The 19504-nt window shown below is 32.9% G+C and carries 12 protein-coding genes and 1 tRNA gene; all 13 read right to left on the bottom strand.

The window, feature by feature from the left end; genetic code table 11:
* A complete protein-coding gene (locus BMY96_RS08075; RefSeq protein ID WP_092851169.1) occupies nucleotides 1-2277 on the bottom strand; it encodes a GH92 family glycosyl hydrolase in 2277 nt (758 codons plus the stop codon).
* A gap of 10 nt (nucleotides 2278-2287) precedes the next feature.
* Nucleotides 2288-3373, bottom strand: a complete 1086-nt coding sequence (locus tag BMY96_RS08070; protein ID WP_092851167.1) for a family 10 glycosylhydrolase — start codon at nucleotides 3371-3373, stop codon at nucleotides 2288-2290.
* A gap of 6 nt (nucleotides 3374-3379) precedes the next feature.
* Entirely contained in the window at nucleotides 3380-4459 is a 1080-nt protein-coding gene (locus BMY96_RS08065; RefSeq protein WP_092851166.1) for a carbohydrate-binding family 9-like protein, read from the bottom strand.
* 4 nt (nucleotides 4460-4463) lie between these two features.
* On the bottom strand, nucleotides 4464-5429 hold the full coding sequence (locus tag BMY96_RS08060) for a glycoside hydrolase family 130 protein (protein WP_092851165.1): 966 nt from the start codon (nucleotides 5427-5429) through the stop codon (nucleotides 4464-4466).
* Between the two features lie 9 nt (nucleotides 5430-5438).
* Nucleotides 5439-7316: a sodium:solute symporter family protein gene (locus BMY96_RS08055; RefSeq protein WP_092851163.1), complete on the bottom strand. Its 1878-nt coding sequence runs from the start codon at nucleotides 7314-7316 to the stop codon at nucleotides 5439-5441.
* Nucleotides 7316-9571, bottom strand: coding sequence for a GH92 family glycosyl hydrolase (locus tag BMY96_RS08050; protein ID WP_092851161.1), 2256 nt, complete (start codon nucleotides 9569-9571; stop codon nucleotides 7316-7318). Before BMY96_RS08050 ends, BMY96_RS08055 begins: the two co-directional genes overlap by 1 nt.
* 151 nt (nucleotides 9572-9722) lie before the next feature.
* Nucleotides 9723-11636: a glucosamine-6-phosphate deaminase gene (nagB, locus tag BMY96_RS08045; RefSeq protein WP_092851159.1), complete on the bottom strand. Its 1914-nt coding sequence runs from the start codon at nucleotides 11634-11636 to the stop codon at nucleotides 9723-9725.
* A 751-nt stretch (nucleotides 11637-12387) separates the two neighbouring features.
* Nucleotides 12388-12460 (bottom strand) — tRNA-Met (locus BMY96_RS08040).
* A 119-nt stretch (nucleotides 12461-12579) separates the two neighbouring features.
* Nucleotides 12580-12762 carry a CPXCG motif-containing cysteine-rich protein gene (locus tag BMY96_RS08035; RefSeq protein WP_092851157.1) on the bottom strand — a complete coding sequence of 61 codons (183 nt, stop codon included), beginning with the start codon at nucleotides 12760-12762 and terminating at the stop codon, nucleotides 12580-12582.
* A 67-nt stretch (nucleotides 12763-12829) separates the two neighbouring features.
* Nucleotides 12830-13654: a Two component regulator three Y domain protein gene (locus BMY96_RS08030; RefSeq protein ID WP_092851155.1), complete on the bottom strand. Its 825-nt coding sequence runs from the start codon at nucleotides 13652-13654 to the stop codon at nucleotides 12830-12832.
* A 188-nt stretch (nucleotides 13655-13842) separates the two neighbouring features.
* Nucleotides 13843-15162, bottom strand: coding sequence for a TolC family protein (locus tag BMY96_RS08025; RefSeq protein WP_092851153.1), 1320 nt, complete (start codon nucleotides 15160-15162; stop codon nucleotides 13843-13845).
* The gene (locus BMY96_RS08020; protein ID WP_092851151.1) at nucleotides 15152-18349 is read right to left on the bottom strand and encodes an efflux RND transporter permease subunit; all 3198 of its coding nucleotides are present in this window, start codon (nucleotides 18347-18349) and stop codon (nucleotides 15152-15154) included. The genes BMY96_RS08025 and BMY96_RS08020 overlap by 11 nt, the downstream gene beginning before the upstream one ends.
* A gap of 2 nt (nucleotides 18350-18351) precedes the next feature.
* Entirely contained in the window at nucleotides 18352-19485 is a 1134-nt protein-coding gene (locus tag BMY96_RS08015) for an efflux RND transporter periplasmic adaptor subunit (protein WP_092851149.1), read from the bottom strand.
* Nucleotides 19486-19504: the final 19 nt, after the last annotated feature.

Genomic DNA, 19504 nt, shown 5'->3' with positions numbered 1-19504 from the left:
TCAATAGATGTTATTTTGTTGTGGTAAGCGTGTTTTATCAAACAAAGTATCATTTGGAATATTTGTCATTTTAAATTCTAAAACACCACCATTAATAATTTCTTTATGCGTGATATAAAGTCTGTCTAATACTTTTCCATTTAGGGTCATGCTTTCAACATAAATATTTTCTGAAGCATGATTGGTTGCAATAACCTTAAAGGTTTTATCATTTTGCAGTTGGATTTTTGCTTCTTCAAACAATGGCGCTCCTAAATGATAAACCCCTTGTGCAGGATTTACAGGATAAAACCCTAATGCATTAAAAATAAACCAAGACGACATTTGTCCGCAATCTTCATTTCCACAATGCCCATTTGGTTCATTTTTATATTGATTTTCTAAAATATTTCGAACTAATTCCTGAGTTTTAGATGGTGTTTTTAAGTAATTATATAGATACGCTACATGATGACTTGGTTCGTTACCGTGCGCATATTGCCCAATCATCCCTGTGCTAAAAACAGGTAGTTTGTCCGTTGGCTCTGGGTAGTACGAAAACATAGAATCTAGTTTTTGTTCAAAACGCTTTGTACCTCCTGTTTTTTCTATTAACGCACCAACGTCATGCGGTACGGACCAGTAATATTGCCAAGCATTGCTTTCGCAAAAATACGGACTATATTCTTTTGGAGTAAAAGGCGTTATAAAATTCCCTTTTTCATCTTTAGGCTGAAGCCACGAGTTATTTTTGTTGTAAAGATTTTTCCAATTTTGAGAGCGTTCTATAAAAATTCTATAATCGTCAAGCTTTCCTAAGCTTTTTGCAAACATAGCGATACACCAATCATCATAAGCATATTCCATGGTTTTTGAAACCGACCAATTTTCATGATGTTTATTAACAGGAATATATCCTTTGGCTCTATAAACATCTATTTGTCTATCATTAACCATAGCGCTTTCTTTACACGCTTTATAGGCTACTTCTGCATTAAATTTGAAGCCTTTAAAATAAGCATCTACAATAACTGGCACCGCATGATAACCAATCATCATATTAGTTTCACTCCCTTGCATAGACCAAACGGGAAGCTCACCTGTTTCATCATAATGTGCCAAAAGCGATTTTATCATATCTGGCACTAATTTTGGCTGCAAAATGGTGTAAAGCGGATGCGCCGCCCTGTATGTATCCCACAGCGAAAAAGTATCGTATCGATGAAACCCTCGCGCTCTAGCAATAGGTTTTACGCCTGTTTTATAATTTCCATTTTCATCATTAGCCGCTTTGTAAGTGCCTCCATAATCGCTAAATAATGTTGGTGCTAACATGGATTGATACATCATTGTATAAAACACACTTTTCTTATTGTCGTCTTTTGATTTTATTTTTACTTTTTTAAGTTGATTTTCCCAAATAAGCGTTGTTTTTTCCTGTTGATAATCAAAATCGAAACCTGTAGTTTCCATTTTTATGGCATAGGAAGCAGCCTCACAACTTGTTGAAGATAGTCCTGTTTTGATAATAATCTGCTCATCTTCCATCGTTTGATATTTGAGCACCATTTTAGTGTTCCCTTTCATGGGGTAAATCTTCAGTGTATCACCTTTAAAGTAGCTATGCGCATCAAAAGGTTTTGAAAACTGCATTTGAAAATACACTTTTTGGTTTCTTGCCCAACCTGTAGACATACGATAACCTTGAATAGTGGTATCGTTTACTTTTTCTAGATAAGTCTCTGTAGGCTTATCCCAATTTAAAGCATAGCCTAAATCTATATGTATTTCGCTACTGCCATCTTTTGGAAATGTATAGCGATGAATACCTACGCGTTTTGTAGCGGTTAATTCTGCTTTAATACCATAGTCTAATAAATCTACAGAATAGTAGCCGGGAAATGCTTTTTCTTGCTCATGACTAAAAGACGAAAAGGGTTTAAAATTATTAGCTTCAATCCTTTTTTTTGACCTACTGTTTACTGGCATGATTAAAATATCATACAAATCTCCTGCTCCCGTTCCGGATAAATGGGTATGCGAAAAACCCGTAATTATAGAATCTTTATAATAGTACCCTGCAATTCTATCCCAACCAGGAATACCAATATCTGGACTTAACTGTACCATTCCAAAAGGTACTGTTGCACCTGGGTAGGTGTTTCCTGGACCGTCTGTTCCTATAAAAGGATTAACATAATCCACCAACATTTTATTAGTGTTTGCCGTTGTAGTTTTAGATTGATTACATGCTCCAAATACTACTACAACAATGATATAAATGAAGCCTTTTTTCATAATACTACTATTATTTTGAAGATTTTATAACATTATAATGCGATTCTTGAATATCGAAAAATGCGACACCACTCGCTCCACTTTCCTTAGCTGCTTTAATAGCATTAGCTACGGTTTCATCATCCATTTCGGGAAGGTATAAACCCGTGTGTAATTGTGTATTTCGACCTTGTAAATCTTTTATCCCTTGTTCTGAGGCAAATTTTACCCAATTTAAACCTTCATTATAAAAATTATTGTAAATCATAGGTAATACGGCATCAATACTCCATTTATCCCAACGTTGACGTACCATATGGTCTGCCATTTCCGGATATGGAAATACGGCTGCTGTTAGTTTTTTACCATGTTTATGTGCAATGTCATAAGCACCATCAACAACAGCTTTTATTTCATTTAATCTAAATTGTTTCCACTCGATATCTATGGCGGGTACTTCAACCTCTTTTATGTTTCTACCATATAATTTTTCGAACTTTTCAACTGCTGCATCAGAATAATCAAAATCGAAATCTGGCAATTCCTCATTTTGCACCAAATTGTACTTCGGTAATAAACCTACTGGCAAGTAAACATCAGGATATCTTATATAATCTAGATGTACACTTGTAACCCCATCAACCTTAGCTAAACCTTCAACTAAATTCCATACATGTTGGCGCGCTTCTGGATGACTTGGTGATAACCATTGGTAGTAATCTACATAAGGGCGGTTGTTAAAACAGGATTTACCACTGCGGCTTACCATATACCAATCTGGGTGTTTTAGAGCTGTTGTGTCGCCTGGTCTGTTCATAGTGAACATCCACGCGTGCACTTCTAAACCTACTTCTATAGCGAGTGGTGTTATTTTAGATAAATACTGGGCATCTGCTCTAGTATCAATTAACACAGCATCAATACCACTATCTGCATACTTTTTGAATTGTTTTTTATGTATACTATCGGCTACTCCAGCACCTGCACCATACCACGCCCAATATTTAAAAGGTTGTTCTATAGACTCATCTGTTTTAGCAACTGTTTCTTTTTTTTGATGTGTACATGAAACCACTAAAAGTAAAGTGATAATTATAAAATATAGATTATGTTTCATTGTGAGTTATTTTATGATGATTTGACCGTTTTGATTTAAGATAATTTTACTTCCTGTAAATGGACTATCAATCCAAATATTATATCCCGTTTCGTGAGATTGATACTTGGGTACAAGTTTTTTTTCTAAAACAAATTTTGCTGTACTAACATCTTTAGCTGTTATTTTTTTCTTTTTCAACTGGTTATGTAAATCGAATAAAAACCACTTAATATGCTCATCTTTAGGGATTAAAAACTCATTAATTTCTTTCACATCTTCATTAGCAAAATATACATAGCCCCAAGTTTCTGGTTGATGCATAGCGATGACACCTTGTGGAGACCAAACCCAGTTATACTCATGCGAAAAAGCACCATTTTTATCTTTTTTACGAGAATACTGTTTATTATCTAGTTGAAAATCCCAGTTTACTCTAGAAAAATTAATCCTCCAAAATTTATCATTTAAATCTATAGTTTGAAAATATGATGTTTTAAATACCTTTAATGGAATTGCAATTTCTATACTCCAACTTTTATCGATATCGTTTGGATTATTTAGTGTACCATCAACATATACAGCAGATTTTAATCCGTTAGCATCCCAATCATTTATAGTTAAAGCCCCGTCTCTATAAGGTTTTGTAATAAATAGATCCCAAACTGTATTTAGCGCATTAAATTCAAATTCGTAGTAATTATGCGCATCACCATCAGGGTCTACAAAAATTTCAAAATCGTTATTATGAAAAATTATGGTATCCCTTTTTCTCAACGTTCCCCATACATGAGGTTCTTCCATAGTGGCTAAAAAATAAATATAATTTTTATCCCAAAGTATTTTTACTTGGGTATTGTACTTTGGTTTTTTAACACCTTCTATATCGATAAACACATCAGAATATTCTGCGTTTTTCCAAGATTCTTCTAATCCCAAACCATCAATTTTAATAATTTCGTTGGTGTGATTTGCAATATAGGATTTTGGAGTACTATAATTTACGGTATTTTGAGCATAACTAGAGAAAGGCAGACAAAGAAAAAAAAGGCTTATAAAATATAAGCCCCTTATAAAAAGAGTATTTGATACTGCTATTAATCTCATTCTCCTATATACTATTATTTTTTGTAAATTCTAATATTTCACTTATATAACCAAAGGCTAGAGCTACAACTGTATCCGCTGCACCGTAAAATACGGTTACTTTATCCGCTTTAATATCTTGTAAAGAAGCACATGGAAAAATTACGTTTGGAACGTCTCCTATTTGCTCGTAAGGTACTGATGGTGTTAATAAATAAGGTTGCGTTCTGAACTTCACAATGTGTGGATTTTCTTCATCTAATATTGCAGAACCCATGGCATATCTAAACCCATTACAGGTATTAATAACGCCGTGATAAAACATAAGCCAACCTTCATTGGTTAAAAATGGCACGGATCCTGCACCTACTTTTGTACATTGCCACGCACTATCCTTAAATGCTGTTGGAGACATCATGTGCCTGTGCTCTCCCCAATATTTCATATCAGGACTATAGCTCATGTAAATATCTCCAAAAGGGGTATGACCATTATCACTAGGACGACTCATCATGGCATATTTTCCATTTATTTTTTTAGGAAACAACACACCATTTCTGTTAAAGGGTAAAAAAGCGCTTTCACATTGAAAAAATTCCTCAAAGTTAAAGGTATAACCAATTCCAATAGTTGGTCCATTATGCCCTTCGCACCATGTAATCCAATAGCGATCTTCTATAAATACAACTCTAGGATCGTATTTATAGTCACCTAAAACCTGTTCTACATCGCCTGCTTTAAAATCTATTGGGTTTTCATTAATCTTCCAATTTATTCCGTCATTGCTAAAACCTGCAAAAATATTCATTTGTACAGCTTTATTATCACATCTAAACACACCTGCATAACCATCTTTATAAGGTACTACAGCACTATTAAATACACTATTAGACGATAGAATAGCATCTCTTTTTATAATTGGATTTTCAGAATAGCGCCAAACAATATCTTGACTTCCTTCTGGTTTATCTTGCCATGGAATTGAACTCATCTATTTTATTTAATTTTTATATTTTCTTACCTTATCTAACCACGTAAATTTTAAAATAACGGAAGTAATTACAAATACCATTATAGCCCAAATCATTTTTGGGTAATCTCGTATCATAAAATAAATTGGTATAAGAATCATACTGGATTGCCAAACAATTCCAACAATACAGTTTAACATATCACTTACAAAGTCATTGTTCTTTTCAAAATTTGCATCTTCATTTTTAAGTACTTTATAAACAGGTTTCCACCACCCCCAAGGACGTACGGTTGAATAAAAACTTTTTAAAGTTTCTATGTTAGTTGGTGGGGTGAACAAAGTTCCTAAAAAAGAACCTAATAGAGATACTGCAAAAATAATTGGAAACACATAAATAGCTGGTAAATGAGCTGCATTGAATAACCAACTTCCTACTTCAAAATTAGCTTTATTTTGGTCTATTAAAAATTGAATAGTTGCAATAAACAAACCCGACGTCATACCCCAAAAGTACCCCCAACCATTAAAACGCCACCAAATCCATTTTAAGAAATTTGATGCTACGTAACCACCAAAAAGCGCACTTGTTATCCATAGTGTTAATGAATTGATAGACTCTGCAAAAAAGCCCATAAACACACCTAAAGCTACAATAGCAAAAGACGCTAAATGACTTGCCTTAATATAATGATTTGGTGTAGCAAAAGGTTTAAAATATTTTTTATAAATATCGTTTACAATATATGCTGGACCTGAATTTACATAAGCTGAAAAGGTAGACATAAAAGCTGCCAGAAGACCTGCTAACAACAATCCTTTTATACCTACTGGTACATGATTATTAATAACCTTAGGTAAGATAATTTCCAAATCACTAAGACTTAATGAGCTAGAACTTGCCATTTCTGGGGCCAAATAAACAAGCCCTAAAACAACAATACCACCAATAAGTAAATATCTTGGTATAAAAAGTACAAGGTTGGTAAATCCACTCATGTATGCAGCTTCTTTTACAGACCTTGTTGACAAAATACGTTGCATATCATAACTTGGAGTTGGGCCTGCAATACTTGCAAAAAACCCTTTAAAAAGAGACATACCAATAAACGCACCAAACATTTTGTAACCGTGCGTATCAATTAGTGCATTAAACACTTCGAACTTCCCAGACCAAGAGCCTTCTAGTTCTGCTCCAAAAAACACATTATTCCAATCTGCCGAAAGCACACTTGTAATTTGAGAATCTGTAACAGATATAGAGGCATATATTGCAACTAGTACACCTGCAAGCACCATAATAAAATATTGTAAAACTTCTGTTGCAACAACCGAGAACATACCACCTTTAATGGTGTAAATAGTTGTTAAAAATATAATAATTAAGGCATAGTTTTGATCTGAGGTTAATAATACGGAATCGCCAAACATGAGCGTTAAATCCCATGGTAAAATAATAGTCATAAACTTACCAACACCTTCAAAAAAATAGGCTATAAAACCTACAGAGGCTATTATAGCAAAAATAGCTACAATTAAATGCGAAGCCCTACCAGACTTACCGTCTCCAAAACGTGTTAAGATCCATTCAGATCCCGTCATTATATTAGAGCGCCTAATCCACGCAGCCAAAAATATCATTACAAATATTTGATTAAAAATTGGCCACATCCACATAAACATAAAACTCTTTACTCCGTATAGGAAAAGAATACCGACCATCCAAGCAGTGCCAGAAACATCAAACATTCCGGAACCATTACTTAGCCCTAAAAAATACCACTTGATACTTTTTCCGCCAAGGAAATAAGAACTTAATCCATTTGATGCCTTTTTGGAAATCCAAATTCCAACACCTAATGTTAAAATAATATACAGGGCAATAATTAAAACATCTACTATATCCATTATTTTTTAGTGTTTTTATAGATTCCCCATGATTTGTTAGGTTTAGAGTCCATAACAAAATAGAGTTTACCTCCTTTTAAAATTTGTTTGTGAGAGATAGATGTTTGATTAAATTCTTTACCATTAAGTGATGCAGATTTAATATAAATATTATCGCTAGAAGGGTTTTCTACTTCGATTTCAAATATTTTACCATCTGGGAGTTTAATCGTTGTTTTTTTGAATATAGGACTCCCAATATCGTAGTCTCCCGAAGCTGGGTTCGTAGGGTATAAACCCATAGAACTAAATATGTACCAAGCAGACATTTGTCCGCAGTCTTCATTTCCGCTCAATCCGTTTGGAGTTGTGTTATACTGTGTATTTAAAATATGACGTACCCAATATTGTGTTCGCCAAGGTTGGTTTGCATGATTAAACATATAGGCTATATGATGACTTGGCTCATTACCATGTGCATATTGTCCAATTAACCCTGAAATATCAGCGGAGACATTATTTCCTGTAATCTCTGAACTCTCCGTAAATAATTGGTTTAGGCGTTTAGAAAAAATTTCTCCTCCACCATGAAGTGCTATGAAATTTTTAACATCATGAGGAACAAACCAACTGTGTTGCCAAGCATTACCTTCTGTATAATCTGTATGTTCTCTATGGTTTGAATGTTTTGGATCAAAAGGGGAGTTCCACGTTTTCCCATCATCTAATTTCCCTCTCATAAATCCACTTTCATTATCAAATAAATAGGTATAAGCTTTAGAGCGATTTAAGAAATACTTATAATCATTATCTTTACCTAACGCTTTTGCCATTTGTGCGACACACCAATCATTAAAGGCATATTCTAGGGTAATCGTTACAGATTCGTCTAGTAAATTATAAGGAATGTAACCATATTTTTTATATATGCTTAATCCACGCTCGTCTTGCATCATAGTTTGTCTCATAGCTTGATAAGCCTTTTCTACATCAAAACCTGTAATTCCTTTTTTATAAGCGTCAACAATAACAGGTATGGAATGATACCCTGTCATGGTATTTGTTTCATTGGCATAAAGCGTCCAAACTGGTAATATTTTTTTGGTTTCATAATACGCTAACATGGAGTTAATGATATCCGAAACTTTATCTGGCGCTATAAAGGTTAATAGCGGATTTTCTGCTCTAAAAGTATCCCAAAGCGACAATGTTGAATATGCAGTGTAATCTTTTGCAAAAGCAATACTGTCGTTTTCCTTTCTAAATTGTCCGTTTTTATCGCTGTAAGTTACAGGTGCTAATTGCGCATGATACATAGCTGTATAAAACATGGTTTTAAGTGAATCTACATCTGTTTCTACTTCTATTATATCTAAAGCATTTCCCCAGGTTTTACCTGCTTCAGTCTTAACTTTTTCAAAATCAAACTCTACTTTACTTAAATTCTCCTTTGCATTTTCAATACTCACTGATGACAAGGCAACTTTTACTTCCAATTCATTATTATCTTCGGTATTAAAAAATAGTTGAGATGCAACTTTAACACCTTTAGCTGCATTAGTTTTATTTAAATTACCATCTGCATAAAGGTTTACTTTAGTTATTGGTTTTGAAAATATAGCAACAAAAAAAACTTTTTGATTTTTTGCCCAACCTTTGCTAAAACGATAACCGCTTACTGTGTATTTATCTTCTAAATTTAAAGAACTCTCAATGGCAGCGTCCCAATTAATTTCAAATCCTAAATCGATTACCACAGACTGGGCATCATCCTTTTCAAAAGTATATTTGTGATATGCTGTTCTTTGAGATGTAGTTAATTCTACATTCACATTATGATCTTCTAAATATAATTGGTAATATCCTGGAGTAGCAGTCTCGTTTAAATGCGTATATTTTGACTTATAGTTTAAACTATCTCGGTTTTTTGGTGTAACAGACACATCTACCTCTTTGTTTACAGGCATAAACATAACATCTGCTAAATCGCCAATACCCGTTCCACTTAAACTTAAATGACTAAAACCAACAACTAAAGAATCTGAGTAATGATAACCAGAACACCAATCCCAGGCACTTATACCGTTTACAGGACTAACCTGTAACATTCCAAATGGAACCGTTGCTCCAGGATAAGTATGACCATGACCGCCTGTACCTATAAAAGGGTCTACATAATGTTTGATTTTTAAGTTAGAACTAGTATCTAAGTTCTCCTCTTTATCTAAACAACTGTAAACTAATACGAATAAAAATAGAAACGTATATTTCAACATAAATTTATTTCTTCTAATAATCAAAATTTCATAAATTAAATTGAATGGCAAACAAATTTAGACGGACAACGTATTATCTAAGCTAAACATCATTAATAATTAAGGAAAAACCCACATAAACTCAAAACTTATTAAAATCCTAGCTTACTTTCTAAAACACATATCTTTTAAAAGCCTCTATTGCTGCATAATCTGCTAAGCCTAAATCGTTATATCTTTTTGCTGTTAACCTATTTCTATCTTCCGCTCTAACCCAAAACTCTCTAGAATCGCTACCTTGAAACATTACGCCATCTTTTTGAGATTGGTGATAAAATATAGCTTGTCTTTTTCTTAGTACTTGATCTGGACTCATTGGAACTGCCATTTCTATTTGATAAGTTTCCCATTCGTGCCAAGCACCACGATATAACCAAACCCAACAATCTTTCATATAATCTTCTTTTTTTATTTCTTCAATTGCAATAAAAAGCGCATCCAAGCATGTTTTGTGGGTACCGTGTGGATCTGAAAGATCTCCAGCTGCATATATTTGGTGTGGTTTTATTTCTTCAATTAACCCAATCATAATATCTATATCTTTTTTCTCTAGATTATTTTTCTTCACCGTTCCTGTTTCATAAAATGGTAAATCTAAAAAATGGACATTCTCGTCGCTTAACCCCAAATATCTGGTAGCTCCCTTAGACTCACTTCTGCGAATTTCGCCTTTTAGTTTTCTTAATATATTTATATCTATCTCGTTGTCCTTTTTAGACTTAATAAAATCGATAATTTGATCTACAGGTTTACATTCTTTGCATAGAGACTTAGTAATTTCAGCAAATTTTAAGGCTTCATCATCAGAAACCGCTATATTTCCTGAAGTTTGGTATGCCACATGTACCTCATGTCCTTGAGTAATTAATCTATCAAATGTTCCTCCCATAGAAATCACATCATCATCTGGATGAGGACTAAAAATAATAATTCGTTTTTTCTCTGGAATAGCTCTTTCTGGCCTATTAGAGGCATCACAATTGGGTTTACCTCCTGGCCAACCTGTGATTGTATGCTGAAGCTTGTTAAACATTTTTATATTCAAATCGTAAGCAGATCCTTCTTGAATTAATAGTTCTGCCATTCCATTATTATTGTAATCTGAATCTGTTAGTTTTAGTATAGATTTCCCTAATAGTTCTGATAACCAAACTACAGCCTTAAATTTTAAAGAACTATCCCATACACAAGTTGATACTAACCAAGGTGTTTTTACTCTGGTTAGTTCTGATGATGCGCCTTCATCCAGTATAAATGTAGTATTATTATGTTCTTGCAAATATGTGGCTGGCACCTCAGAATTTATAGAACTTTCAATGGTTTTTCGTAATATTTCCGCCTTATTGTTACCCCATCCTAAAAGTATAATACGTTTAGCATCCATTACTGTTCCAATACCCATAGTAATTGCTTTTCTAGGCACATTATCAATACCTAAAAAGTCTGGTGCGGCATCAACTCTTGTAATATGGTCTAAAGTTATACTTCTAGTTCTTGAGTTAAGATGCGAACCTGGTTCATTAAACCCAATATGTCCCGTTCTTCCTATACCTAAAAGCTGAAAATCTAAGCCTCCCAAGTCCTTAATTTTATTCTCATATTCTATACAATATGCTTTTAAATTTCCCGGACTAACCTTACCATCTGGAATATTAATATTTTCTGGTGGTATGTCTACGTGGTTAAAAAGATGGTCATGCATAAAATAATGGTAACTCTGCATATTACTTCGTTCCATTGGGTAATATTCATCTAGATTAAAAGTGATAACGTTTGAAAAACTCAAACCTTCTTCTCTATGCAGTTTTACAAGTTCTTGATAAACGCCAATTGGAGAAGAACCCGTAGCTAGACCTAATACACAAGTTTCATTACGTTCTTTCTTTAATTTTATTAGGTGGGCAATCTCTCTTGCTACTAGTATCGATGGCTCTTTTGATTCTTTAAAAATAACACTATGTACTTTTTCAAATCTTGTTTCCTCAAAGGTTCCAGGTTCCTTATATCTAATTGTATCTAAAATCATGGATGCTAACATTAATTTATATTGAAATACTAAATTAACAGCTATGAATGATTAACAACCTATAAATTCGACAAACAACTACTAGCATTAGCTGAAAACTGAAATTAACATACTTAAATGACGATGCCGTGTTTTGTTTTACTTTAAATTACTTAAGAATAAACGTTTTTGATGTAGTTATTGGGAATTAATTTATTTCACCAAATAGCAAATCTTAAAATAGTAATGTAAAATGGGGTAAATTTCGTTTAAGTTTCCTTAGAAACGGCAGATAGTAATTTTGTATTTGTATTAATTTTTTATTACTGCTATAAACCAATTTCGCATATAACCGAGAAATTATTACACTACCAGTAAAAGACCCAACTACTAAAGTTAACACAGTTTCTACAAATTTAACCAAACCTTTTAAAGTTCAGCACTATATTTATTGCGACCCTAAGTAAAGTATTAGAAACAACTACAACAGCAAGTGGCTCTAAGGTTGTGCTTATGGTTAATAACATATAAATAGTAATGTACTAATACCACTGGATAGGATTAAGCTTCAATGAACTTATTGGTGGTTTTCATAAAAAGAACTACTGCTCTATTAATTCAATTAACAAATCTAAATGTAAAAAATAGACTATTATAATTACTAAAGCAATCACATTAAAACCTAGAGTACTTTAATCATTTTTAAAACTGAACAAAAAACTTTAATTAAAATAAAAAAGCCTTTCAATGTCTTGAAAGGCTTTTTACTTAGTAGCGGGAACTGGACTCGAACCAGTGACCTTCGGGTTATGAGCCCGACGAGCTACCTACTGCTCTATCCCGCGATATAATCTTGAAATAATTTACTTAGTTTTTAACTTTCGGTTCATAATGCCGACCAAATTATTTCGGACTGCAAATATACACTGTTTTTACGTTTCTACAAACAAATTTTACTAAAATATTATTGATCGATGCTATTTGCCTGAAACACCGATAATTCGGAGTTATTAAACTGCGTAGTAATTTGAATTGGGTTGCAGCAAACTTCGCAGTCTTCAATATAAGTTTGATTATTTATAGATGCGTCCAATAACATAGAGATGGTTTCCCAGCAATGCGGACAAGTAAAATAATGTTCAATCATTTTATAAAAATAAAAAAAACCATCACAACTGTGATGGTTTAATACTAACTAAACTATAAAAACTATATTATTCTTTTTCTATATCCATTGTTGCAGTTGCATTTTGTAATTCTAAATGCATTAACGTTGGAGGGTTTTTACCAGATACACTAATGTATTCTTGGTTTAAGTTATTATCGCTTACCATCATTGTATTTAACTTAGTTAAATTCATGAACTCTTTTGGCAAGTCGCCAGAAAATTGATTAGTAGATAATAATAACTCTTCTAAATCTTTTAATTGTGCTATTTCTGCAGGAATCTCACCATCCATTTTATTATCCATTAAACTTAGTTTTTGCAACTTTGTTAATGCATAAATCTCTGTTGGAATTTGTCCTGTTAAAAAGTTACTTCCTAATAAAAGCTCTTTTAAATTGGTTAAGCCCATTAATACACTAGGAATCTCTCCTGTAAATTTGTTGCTGTATAATTTTAAAGATTCTAATTTTTTTAATTCACCAAGCTCCGAAGGTATTTCGCCTTCAAAACCATTCATAAACAACTGTAAATCTCTTAATTCTGTTAATTTTTTTATTGAAGAAGGAATTGTGCCATTAAGTTTGTTAAAACCTAAATTTAAAATTTTTAAACCTGTTAAATCTCCTATTTCCGTAGGTAAAGGTCCGTTAAGATTATTAAATTGAAGATTAATTTCTACAACTCTATCGTTCTCTATTTTTACACCATACCAAGTGTCTATATCTAAACTTAAGTCCCATGAAGAATTCCATTCTGCACCATTGGTTGAATTGTATAATGCTATTAAAGCATCTTTATCTGAGCTAGATACGTTTGCAAAGGAATAAGCTGACACTAAAAAACAAATTGCTATTAATTTAAGAGTTTTCATGATTTCGGTTAATTCGGGGTTAATTCTTAGTACGAATATAGACCCGAATCGGATAAAAAACTATTTTTATCGTTGAAACGCATATAATTTTAACATTTTGTTTTCGATGAATAGACGAACCGCACCCCTAAAACTAAACAAACACGAAAACAAAAACATCATAAAACATTGATTTTAAACAGACTAAACTAATATTCTACGTTTAAAATCTCTCCACTTAATTGAAGAAGTTTAAATTCTGATAATTTTGTTAAATATTTTGCTTGATTTCTGCTTAACTCTGCACTTAGTAAATTAAGTTGCGCCTGCCTAAACTCTATAGAGTTTACCTGCCCTAATTTAAATTGCTCTTGAGTTCTGTCGAAATTATTTTGAGCTGTTTTAATATTTTGTTCCTGAAGCTTATAAACATTTAACTTATTTTGATAGTCATCCCAGGCATTATTAAAATCTCTTTCTATTGATACTAATAACTCTTCTTTTACAATGTTTTGTGTTTCTAAATTTAATTTAGCATTCTTAACATTGGTAATGGTTTTACCACCATCAAATAAATTCCACCTTAAACTTAATCCGGCAGCAAGTCCTGTATTTATTGAGTAAGCCGCAAAGGACGCCGCATTATTGTTATTTTTATTCCAACCGTAACTTCCGGTTAAGCCCACAGTAGGTAAATAGGCCGAAGTTTCCAATTTTACCCCCAAGGTATTAATATCTATATTTTTATTTATTTGCAAGACACTAACATTATTACTTTTAACCTTATTTAAAAGGTCGTTTTTATCGTAAAGATTATTAAAATCAACCTCTGTACTTATATTAAAATCTTTAGCTATGGTATTGCCTAGTACAAAATTTAAATCGCGTTTCGCATTATTTAACTCTTGTATAGTATTCATTAAACTAATACTGTCATTATTAATATCGACTTCGGCATTAAGACTCGCTAACTTATTAGATTGTCCATATTCAAATTGGTATTGCGATCTTAATAATCGCTCTTTAGAGATTTCTAAAGTTTCAGAAACCGCATCTTTATTTTCAATAAGTTCGGCTACTTTATAATAAACTGTAAAAAGTTGTACTATCGTATTTTCAATGGTTTCACGCGCTTCCAGCTCTGTTAGCTGTTTCGCTTCCTTAAACTGCTTATAGTTATAAGAGCGCCCTAAACCATCAAATATAGTATAGTTTAAGTCTATAGAAGCATTATACCTAGAACTCTCTGCTCCATTTAAAACTCTACTCGTTCCGTCTGAGAAACCTACTTCTGTATCGTCCACATTATAGTTAACACCAGCATTACCCGTTACGGTTGGTAAATAGCCTGAATTTAAAATATCGGCATTATTTTTAGCAATTTCCACATCGGTTTTTGCCAATTTTATACCGTAATTATTTTCTAAAGCTAAACTAACAGCTTTTTCGGGTGTTATTAGTTCTTGAGCAACCATTGAACCGTGGAACAATATTACCGCTAAACTAAAACAAAGAATTTTAATGTTCATTCTCTTCATTTTGTTCTTTTATAGCTCTTTCTACTTCTTCTTTAGTAACATTCTCGCCTGTTAACAACCATTTCGACTTTTGCTTTATGGTATTACAAAAGGATAGGAACAATGGTAACACCAACAATGTTAATACGGTTGCATATGCAATACCAAATGATATTGAAATTGCCATAGGTTTTAAAAATTGTGCTTGTCTACTTTTTTCTAAAAGCAACGGTGCTAAACCTGCAATAGTTGTTAAAGATGTTAAAAATATTGCTCTAAAACGCGATTTACCTGCGTTTAATAATGCTTCATCAAACTTTAAACCTTCCTTTAAATTAGAATTAAATTTACCTATTAACACCAATCCGTCGTTAACCATAATACCTATTAAGGCTATGATTCCTAAAAGCGATAATATATTTACAGAAAAACCAAGCATCCAGTGTCCCCAAGCTACAGCTGTAAGACTAAACGGAACCAATAAAATTAATAATATAGGTTGGCTGTAACTTCTAAACGTGAAAGCAATAACAATATAGATAAGAAATAAAATAGGAATTCCAGCTTTACCTAAAGAACTCATTAATTTATCTTTTTCTCTGTTTTGTCCTTCGAAAGATGCAGAAATGGTTGGGTATTTAGACTTCAAATCTACAAGCGTAATGTTTTTTAAATCTTCTAGAATATCTGCTGTACTTGTATTTGGATCTTTTAAATCTGCCGACACTTTAATTTCTCTTTTCCCTTCTAAGTGATTAATGGCAACATCTCCTCTTTCAATACTATAAAACGCAATATCCTTTAAGGTAACACGCTCACCTGTTGGTGTTACAATTCGCATTTCGTCTAGATCGTTAATAGATGCTCTATTGCTTCTATCGTAACGCACCCAAACTCTAATTTCATCTTGTCCTCTCTGAAAACGCTGCGCTTGTGTTCCAAAAAACCCAGAACGTACTTGACTCATTACAGTGCTTAAATTTAAACCTAGTAAATATGCACTTTCCTTAAGTTCTATGCGTATTTCCTTAATTCCTGCAGGATCGTTGTCCTCGACATCCTTTAATAAAACATTAGATTCTAAAACTTTTTTCAGTTCTACTTTTGCTGCCTTTAATTCGTCTATATTATTTCCTAAAAGCGCTACTGAAACTGGACTTCCTCCAAAATTTCCTCCAGAACCATAGATTAAACGTTCTGTCCCAATTACAGGACCTACAAGCTCTCTTAATCTATTAGTTACTAATGAAGATTTAATAGCATCTGGTCGCTCCTCTCCGGGTAACATATTAATTTGTAATTGTGCACTAGAGCTACTATTTATAGTTAAAATAGTATTTTCAAAAAGCACCTTACCGGTTCCTTTTAAGTATTTCTCGGTAAATTCTTTGTTTACAATAAACGATTTTTCTTCTATCATAGAAATAATAGAATCTGTGATTTTCTCGTTGGTTCCGTTGGGCATATCCAGTTCTATGGATACCCTATCACTGGCTACCGAAGGAAACATGGTAACTCCAATTATTCCGCCTCCAATAGCTCCAAAGGTAAAAATTAGTAAAGCCACAAAAATACTTAAAGAGAGTATTTTAAAATTTAAAACGAAAGTAATTATTGGTGTATAAAATTTATCGCGTAAAAAGTTCATAAAATTATCTCCAGCTTTATTTATGACTCTCATTTTTGTGAAGAATTGCTTCATTTTTGAAGGATTCTCTTCTACCACTGGTTTTCTTAACGCTTTAGAATGGGCTAAGTGAGCCGGAAGAATAATTAGTGCCTCCACTAAAGAAACCACCAAAGTAAGTATTACAATTACCGACACTTCGCCAAAAAACTCACCAATCCTACTGTCTAAAAACAGAAATAATGAAAATGCTAATAGCGTTGTAATAATTGCTGAAACTACAGGAGGAATAACTTCCATTGTTCCATCTATAGCTGCATCGATAGCGGATTTTCCTTTTTCGAAATGCTGATAAATATTTTCAGCAATAACAATACCATCATCTACCAAAATCCCAATAACGATAATCATTCCAAAAAGTGATAATACATTAATGGTTACATCAAACTGTCCTGCAAATATGAACATTCCTAAAAATGAAATTGGCAACCCAAAAGCAACCCAAAAGGCTAAACGTGTATTTAAGAATAAGGATAAAAATATTAATACCAATAGCATTCCTACTATAGCATTTTCTGTTAAAAGATCTGTACGTTGGTTTAATGTTGTAGATAAATCACGAACAACATTTAATTGTACATTATTATGTTTCTGGTTATAAACTTCAATATACTCTTTAACTTTATCTGCAGATGAAATTAAATCCTCAGAATTGGTACTAGTTATAGAAATATTTATGGCTAATTTTTGATTAAAATACGTGGCATTAGGTGTTTCTGAAAAGCGATCGCGAATAATAGCAACATCTTTTAAACGGACTACTTTTCCATCGCTTGAAGCACGAACAACAATATTAGAAAGCTCGTCTCCATAATACGAACGGTTATTCGCTCTAATAAGATACTCTTCGGCATCTGTTTTTATAGTTCCGCCTGTAGTTAAAATATTAGTTCTGCTAACTGCTTGCGAAACCTCACTAAATGTTAAATTATAAGCTAACAAATTGGTTTCGTTTACTGCTATTTCAATTTCTTCAGCAGGGTAACCAGAAATAGAAATTTGAGAAATACCATCAATAGCTCTCAAATCGTTTTCAACATCTCTACCAATTTGTTTTAAGGTAGCTAGCGGAATATTTTCGCCACTCAATGCAAACGAAATGGTTTCTCTAACGGCTTCTTGCTTTGCAACTACTAAAGGTTCCATTCCTGTTGGAAAAGAAGGCACACGATCTACCGCATTTTTAACTTCAAGTAACATGAAGTCTATATTCTCGCCTTTTTCTATTTCTACAGTAATAGACCCACTGTTTTCTCTCGATACAGATGTAACGCGATCTACACCTTTTAATCCTTTAAGATTATCTTCTATTTGAAGCACAATACCTTCCTCAATTTCTTGAGGTGAAGCTCCCGGATAATTAACACTAACATTAATTATTTTAGAATCTACTAAAGGAAAAAATGATGATTTTAACGATTGTATTCCTAGAATCCCGAAACCAATAAAAGCTAAAATAAAAACATTTACTGCTACATGATACTTAATAAAATAGGCTATTAGTTTTCTCATGGCTACTGTTGGTCTTTAGCTTCAGGTTGTTCTTCAAAAGATTTCACCAACATTCCTGCATACGCTCCAGGAACTGGCTTTTTAAGTATTACAGTTCCGTTTGGCACATTTTTTAAAACCACTTTGGTATCCGAAAAATAAATAGGTTTTACATCTATAACATCTAGCAAAGTATCTTTTACAACGTAAATTTGTTGCGTTTCTAGTAATAAGTTTCTATCTATTTCTATAGCATCACTTTCCTCCTTCGCATTTAAATTAGCCTCTAAGTACATACCTTCCTTTAGGTTTGTATTTTTAACTTCAATATAAGCTGTAATGGTTTGCGTTGTTGGATCTATGCTTCCGTTTACACGAGATACTTTTCCTTTATAATTTTCGGTTTTATCTAAATTATTTAAAACAACATCTTCTCCTACTTTAAGTAAGTTGGCATAGATTTTACTAACAGCAACTTCCATTTCGTAAACGGATGGATCTATAAATTCCCCTAGTTTTTGTCCACTTCTAATTAATGTACCTTCGGTAACTAAAGCTTCAGTTAAAATACCTGAAAACGGTGCCGTAATACTATATTTGGCTAAACGCTGTTCTAAATTTTTTACATTGTAGTAATTAGAAACTATACTTCTTCCTGTAATAAAATAGTTCTCCTTATCAGAAGTCATTTCAGGCAACTTAGGTGTTGTTTTATTTAAATCGAAACCAGAAAGATAGTTTTGCCATTTATTAAAAATATCAGGAAAATCTAAACGTAAATCTGGCATAATTGCAGCAATGGAGTTGTAGAGATTGCTTTTAGCAGATTGTACACTTGCATAATACTCTGCTGCATCCACTTTAATTAAAGTTTGTCCTGCCCTGTATTCCTGCCCTGGCTTAAATAACTTACTTCCTTGTTTAAATATACCTTGTACCTCGGCATAAATTTCTAGTCTGCGTTTGGCTTCCAAACTTCCATTTGCAGCAATAACGATAGGAATTACGCTGTTTTGAATAGTATCTGTAAAAACAGTTTTTACAACTTTTGCTTGTACAGGCTTTGGTCTGTTTTTATCTGCTATTAATTTTTTTGCATAAAAAAAAGAGGCTACTATTAGCAATAGGCCAATAATGGATAGTATAATTTTGCGCATACACAGAGTTTTGATAAGT

Source organism: Algibacter pectinivorans (assembly GCF_900112595.1).
In the GTDB taxonomy this organism is placed as follows: domain Bacteria; phylum Bacteroidota; class Bacteroidia; order Flavobacteriales; family Flavobacteriaceae; genus Algibacter_B; species Algibacter_B pectinivorans.
This window is presented reverse-complemented; position numbering and strand designations above follow the sequence as displayed.

Excerpts from the sequence above, each read along its gene's own strand:
- BMY96_RS08075 (WP_092851169.1), bottom strand. The coding sequence starts at position 2,277 with ATGAAAAAAGGCTTCATTTATATCATTGTTGTAGTAGTATTTGGAGCA.
- BMY96_RS08070 (WP_092851167.1), bottom strand. The coding sequence starts at position 3,373 with ATGAAACATAATCTATATTTTATAATTATCACTTTACTTTTAGTGGTT.
- BMY96_RS08065 (WP_092851166.1), bottom strand. The coding sequence starts at position 4,459 with ATGAGATTAATAGCAGTATCAAATACTCTTTTTATAAGGGGCTTATAT.
- BMY96_RS08060 (WP_092851165.1), bottom strand. The coding sequence starts at position 5,429 with ATGAGTTCAATTCCATGGCAAGATAAACCAGAAGGAAGTCAAGATATT.
- BMY96_RS08055 (WP_092851163.1), bottom strand. The coding sequence starts at position 7,316 with ATGGATATAGTAGATGTTTTAATTATTGCCCTGTATATTATTTTAACA.
- BMY96_RS08050 (WP_092851161.1), bottom strand. The coding sequence starts at position 9,571 with ATGTTGAAATATACGTTTCTATTTTTATTCGTATTAGTTTACAGTTGT.
- nagB (WP_092851159.1), bottom strand. The coding sequence starts at position 11,636 with ATGATTTTAGATACAATTAGATATAAGGAACCTGGAACCTTTGAGGAA.
- BMY96_RS08035 (WP_092851157.1), bottom strand. The coding sequence starts at position 12,762 with ATGATTGAACATTATTTTACTTGTCCGCATTGCTGGGAAACCATCTCT.
- BMY96_RS08030 (WP_092851155.1), bottom strand. The coding sequence starts at position 13,654 with ATGAAAACTCTTAAATTAATAGCAATTTGTTTTTTAGTGTCAGCTTAT.
- BMY96_RS08025 (WP_092851153.1), bottom strand. The coding sequence starts at position 15,162 with ATGAACATTAAAATTCTTTGTTTTAGTTTAGCGGTAATATTGTTCCAC.
- BMY96_RS08020 (WP_092851151.1), bottom strand. The coding sequence starts at position 18,349 with ATGAGAAAACTAATAGCCTATTTTATTAAGTATCATGTAGCAGTAAAT.
- BMY96_RS08015 (WP_092851149.1), bottom strand. The coding sequence starts at position 19,485 with ATGCGCAAAATTATACTATCCATTATTGGCCTATTGCTAATAGTAGCC.